19 protein-coding genes are annotated in these 18,582 nt (G+C 61.2%); 12 read left to right on the forward strand and 7 right to left on the reverse strand.

Going from position 1 to position 18,582, the window contains the following annotated elements:
- The first annotated feature begins 160 nt into the window (after positions 1 to 160).
- From ACP15S_RS10190 to mnhG, 6 genes are read left to right on the forward strand one after another with little or no spacing between them, the layout of a single operon-like run.
- Positions 161 to 3,040 carry a monovalent cation/H+ antiporter subunit A gene (locus ACP15S_RS10190; RefSeq protein ID WP_425039464.1) on the forward strand — a complete coding sequence of 960 codons (2,880 nt, stop codon included), beginning with the start codon at positions 161 to 163 and terminating at the stop codon, positions 3,038 to 3,040.
- A gap of 1 nt (position 3,041) precedes the next feature.
- Positions 3,042 to 3,392 (forward strand): Na+/H+ antiporter subunit C, encoded by a 351-nt coding sequence (locus ACP15S_RS10195; protein WP_425039465.1) that lies wholly within the window; start codon positions 3,042 to 3,044, stop codon positions 3,390 to 3,392.
- On the forward strand, positions 3,389 to 4,936 hold the full coding sequence (locus ACP15S_RS10200; protein WP_425039466.1) for a monovalent cation/H+ antiporter subunit D: 1,548 nt from the start codon (positions 3,389 to 3,391) through the stop codon (positions 4,934 to 4,936). The genes ACP15S_RS10195 and ACP15S_RS10200 overlap by 4 nt, the downstream gene beginning before the upstream one ends.
- 1 nt (position 4,937) lies before the next feature.
- On the forward strand, positions 4,938 to 5,438 hold the full coding sequence (locus ACP15S_RS10205; RefSeq protein ID WP_425039467.1) for a Na+/H+ antiporter subunit E: 501 nt from the start codon (positions 4,938 to 4,940) through the stop codon (positions 5,436 to 5,438).
- The gene (locus ACP15S_RS10210; protein WP_425039468.1) at positions 5,435 to 5,722 is read left to right on the forward strand and encodes a K+/H+ antiporter subunit F; all 288 of its coding nucleotides are present in this window, start codon (positions 5,435 to 5,437) and stop codon (positions 5,720 to 5,722) included. The genes ACP15S_RS10205 and ACP15S_RS10210 overlap by 4 nt, the downstream gene beginning before the upstream one ends.
- On the forward strand, positions 5,719 to 6,090 hold the full coding sequence (mnhG, locus tag ACP15S_RS10215; protein ID WP_425039469.1) for a monovalent cation/H(+) antiporter subunit G: 372 nt from the start codon (positions 5,719 to 5,721) through the stop codon (positions 6,088 to 6,090). The genes ACP15S_RS10210 and mnhG overlap by 4 nt, the downstream gene beginning before the upstream one ends.
- A gap of 79 nt (positions 6,091 to 6,169) precedes the next feature.
- Here the strand turns inward: mnhG and ACP15S_RS10220 are convergent, their stop codons facing one another.
- Genes ACP15S_RS10220 through ACP15S_RS10235 form a run of 4 tightly spaced genes read right to left on the reverse strand, consistent with a single transcriptional unit; the run spans position 6,170 to position 10,544 of the window.
- On the reverse strand, positions 6,170 to 7,168 hold the full coding sequence (locus tag ACP15S_RS10220) for a 2-hydroxyacid dehydrogenase (protein ID WP_425039470.1): 999 nt from the start codon (positions 7,166 to 7,168) through the stop codon (positions 6,170 to 6,172).
- Complete coding sequence (gene sucD / locus ACP15S_RS10225) at positions 7,165 to 8,064, reverse strand: succinate--CoA ligase subunit alpha (protein ID WP_425039471.1); 900 nt, start codon at positions 8,062 to 8,064, stop codon at positions 7,165 to 7,167. The genes ACP15S_RS10220 and sucD overlap by 4 nt, the downstream gene beginning before the upstream one ends.
- Positions 8,061 to 9,260 (reverse strand): malate--CoA ligase subunit beta, encoded by a 1,200-nt coding sequence (locus tag ACP15S_RS10230; RefSeq protein ID WP_425039472.1) that lies wholly within the window; start codon positions 9,258 to 9,260, stop codon positions 8,061 to 8,063. The genes sucD and ACP15S_RS10230 overlap by 4 nt, the downstream gene beginning before the upstream one ends.
- 39 nt (positions 9,261 to 9,299) lie before the next feature.
- Positions 9,300 to 10,544 carry an aminotransferase gene (locus tag ACP15S_RS10235; RefSeq protein WP_425039473.1) on the reverse strand — a complete coding sequence of 415 codons (1,245 nt, stop codon included), beginning with the start codon at positions 10,542 to 10,544 and terminating at the stop codon, positions 9,300 to 9,302.
- Between the two features lie 246 nt (positions 10,545 to 10,790).
- Between ACP15S_RS10235 and ACP15S_RS10240 the strand changes: the two genes are divergently transcribed.
- Both ACP15S_RS10240 and ACP15S_RS10245 read left to right on the forward strand, forming a co-directional pair.
- Complete coding sequence (locus ACP15S_RS10240; RefSeq protein ID WP_425039684.1) at positions 10,791 to 11,393, forward strand: LuxR C-terminal-related transcriptional regulator; 603 nt, start codon at positions 10,791 to 10,793, stop codon at positions 11,391 to 11,393.
- 74 nt (positions 11,394 to 11,467) lie between these two features.
- Positions 11,468 to 12,229: an HpcH/HpaI aldolase family protein gene (locus ACP15S_RS10245; RefSeq protein ID WP_425039474.1), complete on the forward strand. Its 762-nt coding sequence runs from the start codon at positions 11,468 to 11,470 to the stop codon at positions 12,227 to 12,229.
- Positions 12,230 to 12,237: 8 nt separating this feature from the next.
- Here ACP15S_RS10245 and ACP15S_RS10250 read toward each other — a convergent pair whose 3' ends face one another.
- From ACP15S_RS10250 to ACP15S_RS10260, 3 genes are all read right to left on the reverse strand, one after another.
- Positions 12,238 to 12,687, reverse strand: a complete 450-nt coding sequence (locus ACP15S_RS10250) for a GAF domain-containing protein (protein WP_425039475.1) — start codon at positions 12,685 to 12,687, stop codon at positions 12,238 to 12,240.
- An 81-nt stretch (positions 12,688 to 12,768) separates the two neighbouring features.
- Positions 12,769 to 14,364, reverse strand: a complete 1,596-nt coding sequence (locus tag ACP15S_RS10255; protein WP_425039476.1) for an ABC transporter substrate-binding protein — start codon at positions 14,362 to 14,364, stop codon at positions 12,769 to 12,771.
- Positions 14,361 to 14,990: a helix-turn-helix domain-containing protein gene (locus ACP15S_RS10260; RefSeq protein WP_425039477.1), complete on the reverse strand. Its 630-nt coding sequence runs from the start codon at positions 14,988 to 14,990 to the stop codon at positions 14,361 to 14,363. Before ACP15S_RS10260 ends, ACP15S_RS10255 begins: the two co-directional genes overlap by 4 nt.
- Before the next feature lie 88 nt (positions 14,991 to 15,078).
- Between ACP15S_RS10260 and ACP15S_RS10265 the strand changes: the two genes are divergently transcribed.
- From ACP15S_RS10265 to ACP15S_RS10280, 4 genes are read left to right on the forward strand one after another with little or no spacing between them, the layout of a single operon-like run.
- Positions 15,079 to 16,092: an ABC transporter permease gene (locus tag ACP15S_RS10265; RefSeq protein WP_425039478.1), complete on the forward strand. Its 1,014-nt coding sequence runs from the start codon at positions 15,079 to 15,081 to the stop codon at positions 16,090 to 16,092.
- The gene (locus ACP15S_RS10270; RefSeq protein WP_425039479.1) at positions 16,089 to 17,003 is read left to right on the forward strand and encodes an ABC transporter permease; all 915 of its coding nucleotides are present in this window, start codon (positions 16,089 to 16,091) and stop codon (positions 17,001 to 17,003) included. The genes ACP15S_RS10265 and ACP15S_RS10270 overlap by 4 nt, the downstream gene beginning before the upstream one ends.
- Positions 17,000 to 17,821: an ABC transporter ATP-binding protein gene (locus ACP15S_RS10275; protein ID WP_425039480.1), complete on the forward strand. Its 822-nt coding sequence runs from the start codon at positions 17,000 to 17,002 to the stop codon at positions 17,819 to 17,821. Before ACP15S_RS10270 ends, ACP15S_RS10275 begins: the two co-directional genes overlap by 4 nt.
- A complete protein-coding gene (locus ACP15S_RS10280) occupies positions 17,818 to 18,546 on the forward strand; it encodes an ABC transporter ATP-binding protein (RefSeq protein WP_425039481.1) in 729 nt (242 codons plus the stop codon). The genes ACP15S_RS10275 and ACP15S_RS10280 overlap by 4 nt, the downstream gene beginning before the upstream one ends.
- Positions 18,547 to 18,582: the final 36 nt, after the last annotated feature.

Genomic DNA, 18,582 nt, shown 5'->3' on the forward strand with positions numbered 1-18,582 from the left:
ATTGAGGCCGGGTTCAGGCGGGTTTAGCGCCGCCGCACCCAACATTAGAGACGCGGTGCCCCCTCCTTTTGGTGCGGGCGCGCGTCGCATGTTGGGAGAATGCGTTTGCACAAGATCACCAAATCGCAAATAACAGCGCAGGATTGCAAAGGGAGCGACAGTGTCACTTTTCATCATAGTTCTTTTGCCATTCCTGGGCGCATTGCTGCCTGGACTTATGAATTCCGCAGGCCGCGCGGCCTGCGCCGGCGTGACTTTCACAGTCACCCTAACCGCTTTTATCGGTCTCTTGACGAACCTGCCTGCGATCCTTGCCGGTGAAGTCGTAACAGCACGAATCGACTGGATCCCCGAGCTTGGTCTCAACATGACCTTGATGCTCGACGGGCTGGGCTTCTTCTTCGCGCTTTTGATCCTCGGCATCGGTTTGTTGATCATCGCGTACGCGCGCCATTACCTGAGCCGCAGCGATAATATGGGCGAATTCTTCACCTATATGCTGCTCTTCCAGGGCGCGATGGTTGGGATCGTTTTGAGTGATAACATTCTGCTACTCTTGATTTTCTGGGAGCTAACGTCGCTATCCTCCTTCCTGCTCATTGGGTATTGGAAACACTTGCCCGAAGGACGGCAGGGCGCGCGGATGGCACTTACCGTCACCGGAATGGGCGGGCTGGCCATGATTGGTGGCATGCTGATCCTCGGTCAGATCGTGGGCAGCTACGATCTCAGCGTGATCCTGGAGAACCGCGAGCTTATTCAGGCCGATCCTCTCTATGTGCCCGCGCTGATCCTTATCCTCATCGGCTGTTTCACAAAGTCAGCGCAATTCCCCTTCCATTTCTGGCTGCCCCACGCGATGGCCGCCCCGACGCCCGTTTCGGCCTATCTGCACTCTGCCACCATGGTCAAAGCAGGCATTTTCCTGATGGCGCGTATGTGGCCTGTCTTGGCTGGCACGACGGAGTGGTTTGTCATTGTGACAACGGCCGGTCTGATCACCATGGTTTTGGGCGCGATCATTGCGCTTTTCAAACATGATCTCAAAGCCCTGTTGGCCTTCTCGACCGTGAGCCACCTCGGCCTCATCACCATGCTTTTGGGCACCGGCACCGCCTTTGGCGCAATGGCTGCGGTCTTTCACATCCTGAACCACGCGACCTTCAAGGCCGCGCTCTTTATGTCCGCAGGTATCGTCGATCATGAAGCCCACACGCGTGACATCCGGCGGCTTGGGGGCCTGCGCAAGCTGATGCCGGTGACCTTCGTCATCGCGACGCTGGCCGCGCTCTCGATGGCCGGTATTCCCTTCCTTAACGGCTTCCTGTCCAAGGAAATGATGCTTGAGGAGGCGAACCATACGGTACTCTTTGACAACCCATGGCTCGTGCCCGCGCTGGCCACGGTCGGCTCGCTTTTCTCGGCCGCCTATTGCTTCCGCCTGATTGGCCACACGTTCCTCGGCCCCGTCCGCGATGATTATCCGGCCAAGCCCCATGATCCGAACCCCGGCATGTGGCTGCCGCCTGCGATCCTGGTCGCGCTTGTTGTGGCGATTGGCGTGGCGCCGTTCCTGGCGGAACCTTTCGTCAAAATGGTGACCGGGTCGCTGCTTCATGGCGAAGTCGAGGTGCCCAAGAACTACTTCAAGATCTGGCATGGTCTGGTACCTGCGCTTTATATGTCTGTCATCGCGGTCGTTGGTGGCTTGGCGCTGATGTTGATCTTCTCGCCCCTCCTGAAGCTCTGGGATGTCGCACCGCGGCCCGAGGCGAAGACCATCTTCGATGCCCTCGTGGAGGCCGTGGCCCGCGCGGCGCAAGGCTTCATTCATAGCCTGCACAATGGCGCTTTCACGCGCTACGCGCTGATCGGGTTCGTGGCAATCCTCGCGGCGGGCTATCACGCCTGGACAACGGGCACGGTCGGCGCCGCCACGCGGCCTCTGCAAGAGGCAGGTGCAGTTCCCATCGCAGGCTGGGCGTTGCTGGTTGTGGCCACTGCCAGCCTGGTAATCATGCATCGCAACCGCTTTTTGGCGCTGATACTGATCGGGATCGTCGGGCTCATGGTCTCGGTGGGCTTTGTCTATCTCAGCGCGCCGGATCTCGCGATGACGCAGTTTACCGTGGAAGTTGTCACGATCATCCTGCTGCTGCTCGCGCTCAACTTCCTGCCCAACCGAACACCGGTTGAGAGCTCCGTCCTGCGGCGGATGCGCGATGGGGGCATTGCCATTCTGGGCGGTTTGGCCACCTTCGCATTGGCTTATCACTACATGCTGCGCGAGGCGGTCACCTCTCCGATCTCGGAATTCCACGTCGCCAATTCCTACAAGGGCGGCGGCGGGACCAATATGGTCAACGTCATCCTTGTCGATTTCCGGGGGTTTGACACCTATGGCGAGATCATCGTTCTGGGGATTGCCGCCTTGTTGATCTACGCGCTCACGGAAACCTTGCTCGACGGGCCTGTGCGGCGGCGCTTGCTGAACTGGACGCCTGACCAACCCCGCGCGGGCGACATGCATCCGATGATGATGGTTGTCATGACGCGGGTGATCATGCCGGTGGTGCTGATGGTCGGCTTCTACATCTTCCTGCGTGGCCACAACGAGCCCGGCGGCGGGTTTATCGCCGGTCTTGTGGTCTCCATTGCGGTGGTCATGCAATACATGGCCAGCGGGTTTACCTGGACTTCGGCGCGTCTGAGATATCCCTATCACGGCGTCATCGGCGCGGGCGTTCTCATCGCAGGGCTCACTGGCATAGGGTCATGGTTTGTCTCCAAACCCTTCCTGACGTCGGATTTCACCTATGTGCGCATCCCACCTTTCAACGAGTTTGAGCTGGCCACTGCCGCGCTCTTTGATGTGGGCGTGTTCCTGGCTGTCGTCGGCGCGGTGATGCTCTCGCTGGAGAGCTTCTCACGCCTGGCCCGGCGCAGTGACACGCCGGAGACGGAGTATCCGATGGACATAGACCCATCACGGGAGCAGGCCACTGACACCGCCGCCGCCCCAACGGAAGGGAGCCGATAACATGGAATTTCTTGTCGCTTCCGCCATCGGCATTCTGACCGCAGCCGGTATTTACCTGGTGCTGCGGCTGCGGACCTTCCCGGTGATCCTCGGGATTTCGCTGCTGACCTATGCGGTTAACGTGTTCCTCTTTGCTTCCGGTCGACTGACCATCGGCGCCCCGCCGATCCTGAGCAAGGATGTCACGCTTTATGCAGACCCCCTGCCCCAAGCGCTTGTGCTCACGGCGATCGTGATCTCCTTCGGGATGACGGCCGTTGTGGTGATGATCGGTCTGGGCGCCTATCTGGGATCAGATGATGATCATGTTGATGATCTGCCGGATGCCGATGCAGGGGAGACACGGTCATGAGCCATTGGATCGTTGTCCCCATTGTGATGCCGGCTTTCATCGCGGCCTTTATCGTTCTGGCCGCGCGGTATCATATCGGCATTCAGCGCGCCGCCTCACTGGCCAGCATCTCGATGTTGATCGCTGTATCTGCAGCGCTGGCCTGGCAGGTCTCCGACGGCTCTGTGGTCTACTACAGACTGGGTGATTGGGCTGCGCCCTTCGGAATTGTTGTCGTGGGCGACAGGCTCTCGACGATCATGATCCTGCTGACCTCAATCCTCGCGCTCTTTGTGATGCTCTATTCCATTGGCTCGGGATGGGACAATCGGGGGCGGCACTTCCATGCGCTCTTCCAGTTCCAGCTGATGGGCATCATTGGCGCGTTCCTGACCGGTGACCTCTTTAACCTCTTCGTCTTCTTCGAAGTGTTGCTCATCGCCTCTTATGGCCTGATGATCCACGCGGGCGGCAATGATCGGCTGCGCGCAGGCGTCCAATATGTGCTGTTCAACCTGATCGGCTCCACGCTCTTTCTGTTTGCACTTGGCTCCATCTATGCCGAGACGGGCACGCTCAACATGGCCGATCTCGCCAACCGTGTGGCGCTGGTCAGCCCGGAAGAGACCGTGGGGATCCGCGTGGCCGCCGTGCTGCTGCTCTTGGTCTTTGCGATCAAGGCCGCGCTTGTGCCGCTGCACTTCTGGCTGCCATCGAGCTATGCAGAAGCGCCTGCTCCAGTGGCCGCACTCTTTGCGATCATGACGAAGGTGGGCGCCTATGCGATCATCCGTGTCTACACGATGATCTTCCCACCCGAGCTTGAAGTCACCTCCGGTCTGCATGACGTCTGGCTGCAACCCGCAGCCCTCATCTCGCTGGCCATTGGCATGATCGGTGTCTTGGCAGCGAGGAAGCTGGACCGGCTGGTGGCCTTCTCGGTCATTGGCTCCATGGGCATGGTTATGGTGGCTATCTCGCTCTTCACGCCCACAGGCATTGCCGCCGCGCTCTACTATATCGTGCATTCGACACTGGCGGGCGCGGCGCTCTTCCTGATCTCGGATCTCGTGCGCACCGGGCGCGGCAACGTTATTCTCAGCGCGCAACCGGCCATGATCGCCACCGCCATGACCGCAGCGCTCTTTTTTGCTGGCGCCATCGCCATGGCAGGCCTGCCGCCCCTGTCGGGCTTTCTGGGCAAGCTCATGGTGCTTGAAGCGGCGTATGACAGCCCCTCGATGGCCTGGGTCTGGACTGTCGTGCTGGCGTCCAGCCTTATCAGCATCGTAGGCTTTGGCCGCGCGGGCAGCATGATCTTCTGGAAAGCCCATAGCGTCGCGCCTGACGAAAGCACCATGTCGGAAGATGCCACCCGGCCCCACACGCTGTCTTTCGTCGCCGTGGGCGGATTGCTCGCCATGCTGACGTTGCACACGGTTTTTGCCGGGCAGGTCCACAATTACACGACCACCATCGCCGAAGAGCTTTTTGCGCCGGATGAATACAAGGCCGTGGTTCTGGACACGCCGGGCAAACTGAGCACACCCAAGGAGGATCACTGACATGGCGCATGCGTTTCGTTGGCTGATACCCCATCCGCTACTGACTCTGATCCTGACCATCGTCTGGGTTATGCTCCAGAACGATATCACGGCGGGCATGGCTGTCTTCGGGCTGATCCTGGGCATCCTCATCCCCTGGATCACCTCGATCTGGTGGCCAGATACGCCCCAGGGCTTCCGGATGGGCAAGATGATAACCTATACGATCATGGTGCTCTGGGACATTATCATTGCCAATATTCAGGTGGCCTGGATTGTTCTTGCGGTGCCCAACAGCAAGCTGAAACCGGCTTGGATTGCCGTTCCGCTGGAGCTGAAACAGCCCGAGGCGATCACGTTGCTTGCGGGCACGATCACACTCACGCCGGGCACCGTCTCGGCCGATCTTTCGGCGGAAGGCCATAGCCTGCTCGTTCACGTATTGCATACCGATGATGCGGAAGCGGTGCGCGACGAGATCAAGGAGCGCTACGAGCGCAGATTGCTGGAGATTTTCTCATGAGTTCTGCTGTAGGTTTTCTCGACATCACGATTGCCATTGCGCTGGTCGCGCTGGCCATTGGCCAAATCATGTGTGTGGTGCGGTTGCTGATCGGCCCCACAAGCGCTGACAGGATCCTTGCGCTGGATACGCTGGTCATCAATGCCCTTGGGATCATCGTCGTCCTTGGCATCTCCAAAGGGTTCAAGATCTACTTCGAGGTCTCCCTGCTGGTCGCCATGTTGGGCTTTGTCTCAACCGTTGCGCTGACGCGCTTCATCCTGCGGGGAGACATTATCGAATGAGCATGGACATCCTCTTCACCTATGCCGCAGCACTTTCGCTTCTCATCGGCGCGCTTTTCGTGCTCGTTGGCGCGATTGGTCTGCTGAAATTCAATGACCCGATGACACGGATGCACGCCCCCACAAAGGTTGGCACGGTGGGCATCGGGATGCTGCTCTTGTCCTCCATCCTGAAAGCGCTTGCGGGTGGCGATCCGTCCCTGCATGAATTGCTGATCATGGCATTTCTCTTCGTGACGGCGCCGGTCTCTGCACATTTCATCGCCAAGGTCATCATCCATCAGCGCGCCTGCGAAACCCCGCCGGCCCCGCCACGTGATGCGACATGGTCGACCTTGCATGAGGGCGAGACGGAAACGCGCGGCTAGGGTTTGTGGCCCGAGCACATGAAAAAGGCGGCGGGATGATCCACATCCGCCGCCTTTTTGCGTTTATCAGACCCGGGCCTTAAATCACGCGGTCGCGCGGATCCCGGCCCTCAAAGAAATCTCCCAGATTGTCGAGAACGCGGTAGCCCATGGCTTCGCGCGCCTCGCGGGTCGCTGAACCCAGATGCGGCAGCATCACCAGGTTATCGCATTGCACCAGATCAGCATTGATCCGCGGCTCACATTCAAACACATCAAGCGCCGCGCCGCCGATGCTTTCAAACATCAACGCATGGGCCAGTGCCGCTTCATCGATCACTTCGCCGCGCGCTGTGTTGATGAGAAAAGCGTCCTCCCGCATCAGATCAAGCATGCGGCCATTGATGAGGTGGCGGTTCTCCGCGCCACCGGGGCAATGCAGCGAGACAAAGTCACACAGCGGCAGGAGCGCGTCGAGGCTCTCCACCTGCCGCGCGCCATTGCGCGCCAGCCGCTCCGGTGCCACTGTTGAACGATTGTAGACCACCACATCCATGCCAAAGCCATGATGCGCGCGGCGCGCGAGCTCTTCGCCGATCCGGCCATAGCCCACGATGCCCAGCGTCTTGCCGGAGACTTTCGTGCCTACCAGATGCGTCGGGCGCCAGCCGGTCCAACCGCCGTCGCGCAATTCCCGCTCGCCCTCACCGGCACGGCGGGCGACCATCAGCATCAAGGTCATGGCGATATCAGCCGTGCATTCCGAGAGCACGTCAGGCGTGTTTGTGACTGAAAGGCCCAGCTTGCGCGCGCTCTCGGTGCAAATATGGCTAACGCCAACCCCGTAGTTCGACAGGATCTTGGTCGTCGGTTTCGCAACATCCAGCGCATCCGGTCCGAGGCTGTCAGTAACGGTGGGCAACACGGCGTCAAACGTCTTGAGCGCATCGCGCAATTCACCCGGAGTGAGCGGTGTGTCGGAGCGGTTCAACGTGGTCTCGTAGCTGGCAGACAGCTGCGCCTCCACGGCGCCAGGCCATCGCCGGGTCACGAGGACCTTGGGCTTGGCGCCGGTGTTGATATGGACCACGTTCATCATGCCGCCCTCCCCATTTTCTCCATCACGCCTGCGATGGTTGCTCCGATCTGGCTGGGATGTTCAGCGACCGTGACACCGGCCGCCGACAAGATTTCCACCTTCTCGGACGCGCTTTCGCCAAAGGCAGAAATGATTGCGCCCGCATGGCCCATGGTCCGGCCCTTGGGTGCTGTCAAACCCGCCACATAGGCCACAACCGGCTTGGTCATGTGATCACGGATATACTCCGCCGCTTCCGCCTCCTGTGGCCCGCCGATCTCGCCGATCATGCACACCACCTCTGTCTCGGGATCCGCTTCAAACCTCTCCAGAATATCGCGGAAGCTCGAGCCATTGATAGGATCGCCGCCGATGCCGACGGACGTGGAGATGCCCAGGCCCAGCTCCTTGAGCTGGCTGGCCGCCTCGTACCCCAAGGTTCCGGAGCGTCCAACGATGCCCACCGAGCCGGGCAGATAAATATGGCCGGGCATGATGCCAAGCAACGCCTTGCCGGGCGAAATGGTGCCCGCGCAATTGGGCCCCGTCAAAACCATGCGCCGCTCCTTGGGATAGCGGTACATGTAGCGTTTGACCTTGATCATGTCCTGCGCGGGGATGCCATCCGTGATGCAGACGCAATAGCGAATGCCCCCGTCGGCGGCTTCCATGATGCTATCGGCGGCAAAGGGGGGCGGCACGAAGACAAGGCTCGCCTCCGCACCCGTGGCCGCAACGGCCTCTTTGACCGTATTGAAGACCGGCACACCGCAGACCGTTTGGCCGCCCTTGCCCGGAACAACACCGCCGACAACGTTCGTGCCGTATTTCAGCATGTCATCGGTATGAAATTGCGCCATGCGCCCGGTGATGCCCTGCACGATGACCTTGGTCTCTTTGTTCAGAAGAATGCTCATGACACAGCCCTCACTTGCGTTCCTTGTGCGACGTCATTGCGCCAGGCATCCACAGCGCGCTCGGCGGCTTCCGACAATGTATTGGCGCGGATGATCGGCAGGCCGGACTTTGCGAGGATCTTCTTGCCTTCCTCAACATTCGTGCCGGACAATCGCACGATGACCGGCACATCGACGCGGGTTTCGCGCAGAGCCTGCACCACGCCTTCCGCCACCCAGTCACACCGGTTGATACCGGCAAAGATATTGACGAGAACGGCCTGAACATTGCTGTCCGACATGACCAGCCGAAACGCTTTGGCAACCCTGTCGGGCGTGGCGCCGCCACCAATGTCGAGAAAATTCGCAGGCTCTCCGCCCGCCAGCTTGATCGTGTCCATCGTAGCCATGGCCAGACCTGCTCCGTTCACGATGCAGCCGATATTGCCCTCGAGCCCGACGTAGTTCAGCCCGCGGTCCCCCGCACGGCTCTCCCTCGGATCTTCCTGGGATTTGTCCCGCAGTTCGGCCACCTGCGGGTGGCGGAAGAGCGCATTGTCATCGAAGGTCATCTTCGCATCCAGCGCCAGAACACGGTTGTCCACGGTCACAACCAGAGGGTTGATCTCGACCATCGTGGCATCGAGCTCTGTGAAGGCGCGGTAACAGCCCTGCAAGGTGCGCACCATGTGCTGCGTCACGGCCGGATCCATCCCCAGCTGGAACGCGATTTCACGCACCTGAAACTCCTGCAACCCAACCGCCGGCTCGACAATGGCGCGCACGATGCTGTCAGGTTCATTGGCGGAGATTTCCTCAATCTCCATGCCGCCCTCGGCAGAGGCCACGATCATGACGCGCTGCGAAGAGCGGTCCAGAACCAGGCCGAGGTAGATCTCGCGGGCGATGCCCACAGACGCCTCGACATAAACCCGGTAGACGCCTTTGCCTTCGGGCCCGGTTTGATGGGTCACAAGCTTTTGGCCAAACATGCCCTCGGAGGCGGCATAAATCTCCTGATCAGAGTTGCAGACCTTGACGCCGCCCGCCTTGCCGCGCCCGCCCGCATGAACCTGCGCCTTGACAACCCAGGCCTCGCCGCCCAGTTCCCGCGCCCGGTAGGCCGCTTGTTCCGGACTGTAGGCCAATGCACCGGGGGGCACCCCCACGCCAAAATTGGCGAGTATTTCCTTGGCTTGGTATTCATGAATATCCATAGCAAGCGCCCTCCCGTGCGTTTGTGATCGTCGTCGTGGTTACTCCGCGGCCATCGCCCTGTCGTAATGGTCTGCCAGACCGGCCATGATCGCTGCGTGATCCACCTGACCGCCCATGCGCGCGAAGGCATCGGCAAAGCGCGATACGATCTCTTCGATCGCAGCGCGGTTGAGCTGATTGAGAATGCCAATCCGGACCTGTACCGGCGCGCTCAGCGTGGGCCAGATGCCGAAGCCTTCGGAACGGCACATCTGCACAAGCTCCATCTCGCGCCCCGCCAGATCGCCCGGCAGGTTGAGCACCACGAGGGAGGTCATGTTGGAAGTGACCTCACAGCCCATCTCCTCGACAGCGCGGCGCAGGGCAGCTTCGTGGAAGCTGTAGTCAGCCGCGCGCGATGCGATCCCCTGCTCCAGCGTGAGACGCAGCGCTTCATGGAAGGCCGCCACGGCATAGGGGGAATGGGTCCGGTGGTAGGTGCCTTTCTCAACATCCTGCCCATCGACGATGCCCCAATGGCGCGCCTCGAAGATCGGGTGGTGGCAATAGGTGTAGGCGCCACCGGCTTTGAGCGTCTCGATATAGGCATCGGTGAAGCTCACGGGCGCATAGGTCAACGGCAGGCAGCAAATGCCCTTCTGCGGGCAAGATGCCCAACCGTGCACACCCTCAAAACTGTCGATGCTGAAGTTTTCAACCCCGAGGCTGGAGACGGCATCGACGAGGCCCATCGCGCCATGTTTGGCGCAGGCATCCGAGAAACCCTGCAAGTCGTTGATCCGGCCCGAGCCGGTTTCCCAATGCGCCATGAAGGCCCATTTGGGTTTGTGCTCCGCCAGCGCAGCCTCAACCATCTCGCCCGTGACGCTTTCGCCATGGGGCACGTCAATGATGGTGACAGAGGCGGCTTTCGGGTCGAGGCTGTTTTCCGACAGCTCTTCCGGCGTGGCCGCGCGGATGCGGATTGTCAAAGCGTCGATGCCCGAAAACGTGCCATTGGCGAAGGCGACAACCTTGTCGCCCGGCTTGATCGCTGCAAACATCATGTCGAGCGCGGACCAGCCTGTGCCTGCGACACCAAATGTATATGTGTTCTCGGTGCCCCAGATCGCGCGCAGCATGTGCTTGCACTCGACCATGCCCCGCAGAACCTCTGGCTGCATGTGATCGGCAACACCCGCCGCCATAAACCGGGCGAGCACGCGCGCATCTGTATTGCCAGGCCCGGGGCCTGCCGCCAGAGTGTCGGGGATCTCCAATTGTGGAAACGGGTGAATCGTCATGTGGGCACTCCTCCGATAGGACAGCACCGCGCCGTCCTCGCCTGTCATGCAGTTGATCTGAGGGTGACTTATGCCACAACGCCGGTTATACCTGCTTTTGGGAAGCTATTAGTATGGGAAAAGCCCCACCCAAAAGTATAAGTATGCCGATGTATGCGAAATTAGAGCCCACTCAAATGGGTAGTTTATTGTGAAATCAATCGCACTTTCAAAGGATTAACCGCTGTGCAGACGCCCATTGACATCGTGTTGGCCGACAGCAATCCGCTGGTCCTCTCGGCCATGTCCGAAATTTTTGAACGTGATGAACGATTCTCCCTTCTGGCAACTTCGGCCTCTGCCGAAGGGTTTCTGGCCACGGTCATGCGCTTGCCGGTGTCCATTGGCGTAATCGATTGGAACCTGCCTGCTCTGGGCGGGGCCAAGCTCATCGAAGTGCTGCGCGAGAACGAACGCGCGCCGCGATTGATTGTCTACGGCGATGACAGCCCGGAGCTGCCACGTCTGGCCATGTCCGCGGGCGCGGCCGGGTTTGCGCCACGCTCGTCCGAGGTCGAGGGCCTGATCGACACTTGCCTGGACGTGGCGAGGGGTAAGATGGTCTTCCCGTTCATCGATATCCGCGATCTGCAAACCGATCCGATTGCCTCGCTGTCGCGCAAGGAACGTGTGATGCTCGAGGCGCTCTCAAAGGGGCTGACCAATCGTGAATTGTCCAAGGAGCTGGGCATTTCGACCAATACGGTCAAATTTCACCTCTCCAACCTCTACGACAAGCTCAGCGTCAAAAACAGAGCGCAGGCCATTGCGTTCTTCTACGCCAACAGATTGGGGCGCGGCGCCGAATAGGCCCGGTATCGGCCTTTCGCGGCGCTGTGAACTGCGCTAGCGTTTCGCAAATGCAACCCCGGGAGGCGCAGGCGATGAAACTGAAATCCAACCGTTTTCTCAAGGCGATCCGCGCGGGCGAGCCACAGATTGGCCTCTGGGTCTCCATGGCCAGCCCTTTTTGCGCCGAGGTGGTTGCAGGCGCGGATTTCGACTGGGTGATCATCGATATGGAGCATGCCCACACCGATGTGGCCACGGCCTCCACCCAGATGCAGGCCTTTGCCCCCTACCACACAACTGCGATGGTTCGGCCCGCGTGGAACGACGCGGTCATGATCAAGCGGGTCCTCGATGCGGGTGCGCCGGGGCTGCTCATCCCCATGGTGCAGAATGCCGCTGAGGCGGAGGCAGCCGTGCGCGCCTGCCGCTATCCGCCGCGCGGGATCAGGGGCGTCAGCGGCATTCAGCGGGGCAACAACTTTGGCCGCGTCAGCGATTATTTCGAGCGCGTCGAAGAGGAGACGGCAATCCTGTTGCAGATCGAGACCCAGGCCGCCCTGGACTGCGCCGAAGAGATCGCAGCGGTCGATGGATGCGACGGAATTTTCTTTGGACCGGCAGACATTGCCGCCGATCTCGGGCGATTGCCCGATGCGATGCACAAGGATGTCTGGGACGCGATCCTGCCTGTGGCCAAGCGCCTGATCGCCAAGGGGGTGCCCGTGGGCACGCTTGTGCTGGACCCTGTATTTGCCAAGCAGCTTGTCGAAGACGGGTTTACCTTTGTGGCCTGCGGGACGGATGTGGCGCTTCTGCGCGCAGGCAGCGACGCGTTGCGCGACGCGATGCGCTGAGGCGGGACCTAGCCCATCGACACCTGGGCAAACGCTTCGAGAAGGGCCGCGCGGTGCTTCTCCACCAGCGCCGTCAAGGTGGCGACGCGCGCGGGCGTGAAGTGTCCAGGCTTATCAAGAATATTGACCGTCCCCACGACCCGACCATCACGAGAGACCGGAATATTCATGGCCGCCTCGCACCCCAGCGCATTGATCAGCGCGTGATCTGAAAAATAGGGCGAAAACCCCGCCGTTTCATTGGCCACAAAAACCTCTCCGCGCCCGATGACTTGCTCCATCCAGGGGTTGGCCCCCATGGGTTTCGTCCCGGTGACGGGATAATCTTCGGGATGAGAGGAATAGGCCCGGCGCGCAAGCCCTGCCGCATGATCCAGCACGGTCACGGTAAAAAGCCGGGCGCCGCAGGCGTCATCGGCTGCGGCATGCAGGGCCGAAAATGTGGCGTCAGCAGTCATGTCATGGCTCCCGCAGCTCTTCCGCACAGGTTTTTGCGAATGGCCGGGCGCAGGGAGTACGCCCAGCCAGACCCCGTCTGATCAGTTCTTCTCGACGAGACGGTAGTACACGTAATCCGAGCTCGCGCCGTTGACGAAACCGGAGACATTATTGGCCATGGCCACCTGCTTGATCGCCTGGAACATAATCACAAACGGCGCCTCGGCCTGCATGGCCTCCTGCAGCTCGACATACATCTGATCGCGCTTGGCGGCATCTTGTTCAGCCAGCGCCGCCTTGGTCTTCTCGTTGATCTCCGCAGGCGGCATCCATGCGTTGCGCCATGTGGTCGTCGAGACATAGGCGTCATCGGAATTGTTGGAATTATAGGCGAAGGCCTTGGCGTTGGAATGCGGGTCCATGAAGTCCGGGCCCCAGTAGAGCAGCATGCCCTGATGGGTGCGCGCGCGGTATTTCGTGATCACCTGCGCGCCTGTGCCGGGCAGGATTTCGAAGTTGATCCCAGCCGGGGCAAAGGTCTGCTGGAGCGAGGCCGCCATATCGGTGAAGGGGGCCGCGTTGATGACGTCGAGCTCAATTGTGAGTGGCAGCTCGACCCCGCCCTCCTCCAGGATCGCCTTGGCCTTTTCGGGATCATAGGTGAACGGTGTATCAGTCAACGCGCCGGGGAAGCCTTCGGGCCAAAACGCCTGATGGACCTCCATCTGCCCCTTGAGGAAACTGTCGGCCATGCCGTTGTAATCCACGAGATAACGCGACGCTTCCCACAAGGCCGGATTGGTCAGCGGCTCATACTTCTGGTTGAAGCTGAACCAATGCACCGCGGTTTGCGGATAGGTCTCGATCTTCACATCGGCATTGCTCGACAGGCCCGCGACCTGATCGGGCGTCAGGTTTTTGGCCATATCGACATCGCCGGATTCCAGCAAAAGGCGCTGCGTCGCAGCTTCTGCCACATGCCGGATCAGAACCCGCTCGATCCCGGGCGCGCCATTCCAGTAATTGGGGTTTGCGTTCAGCATCATGACTTCACCCGGCGCATAACGCGCCAGCGAGAACGGCCCTGTGCCAGCGCTGTTCTGGTTCATCCAGGCGTGGCCCATATCGCCATCGACCTCATTGGCCATGGCCGTCTCGACATCAACAATCGTGGCCGGACGCGATGCCAATACGTTCAAAACGAAAGACGGCGCGAAATCCCCTTCCCACCGCACGGTGACAACATTGCCATCGGCCGTGACCATCTCTTCGATATTGTCCGCCGTCCAGCCGAGATTGCCGAGGATAAAGGCAGGCGCCTTGTTGAGCACCAGGACGCGCTTCCAGCTGCCTACGACATCGGCGCCGCGCAGCGGATTGCCGGAATGGAACGTGACCCCTTCGCGCAATGTGAAGGTCACGGTCTTGGCCGCGGCATCAATCTCCCAGCTGGTGGCGAGGCCCGGCGCGAGGGTCGTTGTGTCAGTTGCGTCATATTGCACGAGCTGATCGTAGGTGTTGGTGACGTATTCCCCGGAAGAGAACTCATAGGCCGTCGCCGGATCAATCGTGACGATGTCGTCAATGTTCTGCGCAATCACCAGCGCATTGGCCGGCGTATCTGCCAGCGCGGGCGCCGATGACAGGGCGATCAGGCTGACCGCAAGGGCTTTGGCAAAAGTCGGTACATAGGTCATGTGTCTCTCCTGTTGGAATCGATCTTGGTTGAAACGCCGGGCTTGGGCCCGATCAGTCTTGGGGAAGTGCCTGTCCATAAAAGCCGCGCGGGCCCTCGGCCAACATTGGCAAAGGAATGCGGCGTGTCGCCCATGAAGTGCAGGCTGTCGCCGGGGCCGAGCAAAAACGTCGCATCCCCTAGAGTCTGGCGTACTTGCCCGTCCAGCACGACGATAATCTCCTCGCCCACATGGGCCGTGATCTCGGAATGATAGCCTACCGGGATATGAACGATCAGCGATGACAGTGTGCCTCCCGGCAGCACCGTCGACAAGCGCTCATAGGCCAACGAGGAATCCGCCAGCCCGAACAGAGGCCGCTCGCCCTCCCGGGTCACACTGTCAGCGGGTTTGGGTGTGGCGATGAATACGTCGATCTCGACGTCCAGCGCCGCTGCGAGGCTGGCCAATGTCCCAAGGCTCGGGGTGGCCTTGTCGCGCTCCACCTGGCTGAGAAACCCGACGGAGATACCCGCCTGATCGGCAAGAGCCTGCAGCGTCAGCTGCGCCTTGCGGCGCATCTCCCGGATCCGGCCCCCAAAAGCGGGCGGCTGTACCGGATCAAGCTGGCGCGCGCTCTGCGTCATGATTCCTCCCTGGGCCTTTTTTGATGCTAGTAAAAAAATTTTGATGCGTCAAAAAAGTCTTGCTAGTCTGCCCGCAGAGGAGACGTTTGTGACCCGATCCGTATCTGCCCTCCAGTTTCTCCTGACCCTGGCTGTCACGTTTCTTGGCCTGTTGGCGATCACCTTTGTGATCGGCCGCGTGGTGCCCATTGATCCCGTGCTGGCGGTGGTGGGCGATCGTGCCAGTCTGGAGACCTACGAGCAGGTGCGCGCAGAAATGGGGCTGGATGATCCAATGGTAATCCAGTTCGCCCGCTATGTCTGGCAGGTCCTCCAAGGCGATCTTGGCATGTCCGTCTCGACAGGGCGGCCTGTGGCCGAGGATCTCACCCGCGTCTTTCCTGCAACGCTGGAGATGGCGACGCTTGGCATAATTATCGGCGTGGCCCTTGGCGTGCCCATGGGCGTCTTTGCCGCCGCGCGGCAGGGGCAATGGATCGATCAGGTCATCCGCGTCATCGGCCTTGCGGGCTATGCAATCCCGGCCTTCTGGCTGGGGCTCGTGGGTCTCGTGATCTTCTATGCCAACCTGCGCTGGACGGGCGGCCCGGGCCGGATCGACATTTTCCTCGACGGGATGGTCACACCGCGCACCGGTCTCTTGCTCATCGACAGCGCCATCGAGGGCAATTGGGAGGCTTTCCGCAGCGCGCTTTCCCATATCGTCCTGCCCGCCACGATCCTTGGCTTCTTCGCGCTGGCTTACATCGCGCGGATGACGCGCAGCTTCATGCTAGAGCAACTCAGCCAGGAATACATCATCACCGCACGGGTCAAAGGCGTGCCGGAGCGCTTGATCCTCTGGCGTCATGCCTTCCGGCCCATTCGCGTGCAACTCATCACCGTGATCGGGCTCAGCTATGCGGGGCTTCTCGAAGGCTCGGTGATGATCGAGACGGTCTTTAGCTGGCCCGGCATCGGCAATTACCTCACGACCGCGCTGCTCAACGCTGATATGAACGCCGTGCTGGGGGCGACGCTGGTGATTGGCGCGGTCTTCGTCGGCATCAACAAAGGGTCCGACGCGCTTTACAAGATCCTCGATCCGAGGGCGCGCGCATGAGCACGAAACGCCTCTCCCGCGACTGGCTCCTCTCGGACGATCCCGAGACCCGCCTGCAGGCACAACTGGGCCAGAGTTACCGGCTGGCCCGCGCGCTCTCGCGCAATCCGCTGGCCATGGTGGGCCTTGCGATCATCGTCATGCTCCTGCTCGTGGCGGCCTTCGCGCCTTGGCTCACGCCCTATTCTCCGGTCGAGGGCGATCTCGGCAAACGGCTGCAACCGCCCTCGGCCGCCCATTGGATGGGCACCGATGAGCTGGGCCGCGACATCCTCTCGCGCGTGATCCACGGCGCGCGCATCACGCTGATGATCGTCTTGCTGGTCGCCGTCATCGCCGCGCCGCTGGGCCTCGCGATTGGCACCGTCGCGGCCTATTTCGGCGGCTGGGTGGACCGTATCCTGATGGGGCTCACCGATATCTTCCTATCCCTGCCCCGCCTGATCCTCGCGCTGGCCTTTGTCGCAGCTCTGGGTCCGGGCATCGAGAACGCCGTCATCGCCATCGCCATCACCGCCTGGCCCGTCTATGCCCGCATCGCGCGCGCCGAAGTGCTGACCTTCCGTAATGCCGAATTTCTCGACGCGATCCGCATGCAGGGCGCGTCTTCCTTCCGCATCATCACACGCCACGTCATGCCGCTCTGCATGTCGTCCACCATCGTCCGCGTGACGCTGGACATGGCAGGCATCATCCTGACGGCAGCGGGCCTTGGCTTCCTGGGCCTCGGCGCGCAGCCGCCCCTGCCGGAATGGGGCGCGATGATCTCGCGCGGACGCTCTTTCATCCTCGATCAATGGTGGGTCGCGACCATGCCGGGCTTTGCCATCGTGATTGTGTCCCTTGGCTTTTGCCTCTTTGGCGACGGGCTGCGCGATGTGCTCGATCCCAAGCAGAGGTCGCGCGGATGAGCCTTCTATCCGTCGAAAACCTGCGCGTGACCTTCCCTTCCGACCAAGGCCCGGTCGAGGTCGTGCGCGGACTGTCGTTCGAGTTGGGCCGCGAGCGGTTGGGCATCGTGGGCGAGAGCGGCTCGGGCAAGAGCATGACCGGCCGCGCCGTGATGGGCCTGATCCCGTCTCCCGGACGCGTCACGGCGGACAGGCTGATGTTTGACGGCACCGATCTGCGCAATCTCTCCGAGCGCGACCTGCGGCGCATGCGCGGCGCGCGTATGTCCATGGTGCTGCAAGACCCGAAATTCTCGCTCAACCCGGTGATCCGCATCGGCGCCCAGATCGAGGAGGCCATGGCCGTGCATGGCGCCTTGTCCCGACGCGAACGACGCACCAAAATGCTGGCCGCGCTCAAGGCCGTGCGCATCGAGGACCCGACCCGCGTGGCCGGGCTCTACCCCCACGAGGTCTCCGGCGGCATGGGCCAGCGGGTTATGATTGCGATGATGGTCGTGATGGAGCCCGCGCTCATGATCGCAGATGAGCCAACCAGCGCGCTTGATGTCTCGGTGCGCGGGCAAGTGCTCGACATTCTCGACGATCTGGTAACCCGGCGCGGCATGGGGCTGATGCTGATCTCCCATGATCTCAACATGGTGGCGCGCTGGTGCGACCGGATCCTCGTGATGTATCAAGGCGCCATTGTCGAGGAGCTCAGCGCGGGCCAACTCTACGCCGCGCAGCACCCTTATACCAAGGGCCTCGTGGCCAGCCTGCCCCGGATCGATGAGACCCGTCCGCGCCTGCCGGTTCTGGACCGGAACGCAATATGATCGAGGTGCGTGATCTCTCCGTCCACTTTGGCAATGCCCGGGTCCTGCACGACGTCTCTTTCAGCGTGGCCAGGGGCGAGAGCTTTGCGCTGGTCGGTGAATCCGGCTCGGGCAAATCGACGATCCTCAAGGCGCTGGCAGGCCAGATCAAGACGTGGCAAGGCGGCTTGCAGATCGCGGACCGCACTTTGCAGCCGGGTCGCCGCGCCGCCCTCTCCCGGCAGGTGCAGATGGTCTTTCAGGACCCCTACGGCAGCCTGCATCCACGCCGCACGATAGACGATACGTTGAGCGAGCCGCTGATCATTCACCGTTTGCCGGACCGTGAGGCGCGCGTCTTGTCGATGCTCGATGCCGTGGGCCTGCCCCGCCGTTTCCGTTTTCGCCTGCCCCATCAGCTGTCCGGCGGCCAGCGCCAGCGGGTGGCCATCGCCCGCGCGTTGATGCTGGAGCCCCAAGTCTTGTTGCTGGACGAACCCACAAGCGCGCTTGATGTCTCGGTGCAAGCCGAAATCCTCAACCTGCTCAAGGCCTTGCGCGAAGAGAGCGAATTGACCTTCCTGCTGGTGACCCATGATCTGCCCGTGGTGAGCTTCCTCTGTGATCGCCTCGCAATCTTGCGGGCGGGTCGCATTGAGGAAACGACCGACGTGGCCCAACTGCGCGCGGGTACGCTGCACTCCGCCTATGGGCGAGAGCTCTTCGAGAAGTCGACAGATGGCTAAGGAACAGGCGGCTAAGGAGCGGCATTGAACTCTCCG

This window comes from Primorskyibacter sp. S187A (assembly GCF_049800955.1).
Lineage (GTDB): Bacteria > Pseudomonadota > Alphaproteobacteria > Rhodobacterales > Rhodobacteraceae > JAKVBH01.

Bases quoted from the DNA above. Each gene is read 5' to 3' on its own strand.
- ACP15S_RS10220 (WP_425039470.1), bottom strand. From the start codon at position 7,168: ATGATGAACGTGGTCCATATCAACACCGGCGCCAAGCCCAAGGTCCTC.
- ACP15S_RS10245 (WP_425039474.1), top strand. From the start codon at position 11,468: ATGAAACTGAAATCCAACCGTTTTCTCAAGGCGATCCGCGCGGGCGAG.
- ACP15S_RS10280 (WP_425039481.1), top strand. From the start codon at position 17,818: ATGATCGAGGTGCGTGATCTCTCCGTCCACTTTGGCAATGCCCGGGTC.
- ACP15S_RS10275 (WP_425039480.1), top strand. From the start codon at position 17,000: ATGAGCCTTCTATCCGTCGAAAACCTGCGCGTGACCTTCCCTTCCGAC.
- ACP15S_RS10250 (WP_425039475.1), bottom strand. From the start codon at position 12,687: ATGACTGCTGACGCCACATTTTCGGCCCTGCATGCCGCAGCCGATGAC.
- ACP15S_RS10255 (WP_425039476.1), bottom strand. From the start codon at position 14,364: ATGACCTATGTACCGACTTTTGCCAAAGCCCTTGCGGTCAGCCTGATC.
- ACP15S_RS10270 (WP_425039479.1), top strand. From the start codon at position 16,089: ATGAGCACGAAACGCCTCTCCCGCGACTGGCTCCTCTCGGACGATCCC.
- ACP15S_RS10205 (WP_425039467.1), top strand. From the start codon at position 4,938: ATGGCGCATGCGTTTCGTTGGCTGATACCCCATCCGCTACTGACTCTG.
- sucD (WP_425039471.1), bottom strand. From the start codon at position 8,064: ATGAGCATTCTTCTGAACAAAGAGACCAAGGTCATCGTGCAGGGCATC.
- ACP15S_RS10210 (WP_425039468.1), top strand. From the start codon at position 5,435: ATGAGTTCTGCTGTAGGTTTTCTCGACATCACGATTGCCATTGCGCTG.
- ACP15S_RS10200 (WP_425039466.1), top strand. From the start codon at position 3,389: ATGAGCCATTGGATCGTTGTCCCCATTGTGATGCCGGCTTTCATCGCG.
- mnhG (WP_425039469.1), top strand. From the start codon at position 5,719: ATGAGCATGGACATCCTCTTCACCTATGCCGCAGCACTTTCGCTTCTC.
- ACP15S_RS10195 (WP_425039465.1), top strand. From the start codon at position 3,042: ATGGAATTTCTTGTCGCTTCCGCCATCGGCATTCTGACCGCAGCCGGT.
- ACP15S_RS10235 (WP_425039473.1), bottom strand. From the start codon at position 10,544: ATGACGATTCACCCGTTTCCACAATTGGAGATCCCCGACACTCTGGCG.
- ACP15S_RS10230 (WP_425039472.1), bottom strand. From the start codon at position 9,260: ATGGATATTCATGAATACCAAGCCAAGGAAATACTCGCCAATTTTGGC.
- ACP15S_RS10260 (WP_425039477.1), bottom strand. From the start codon at position 14,990: ATGACGCAGAGCGCGCGCCAGCTTGATCCGGTACAGCCGCCCGCTTTT.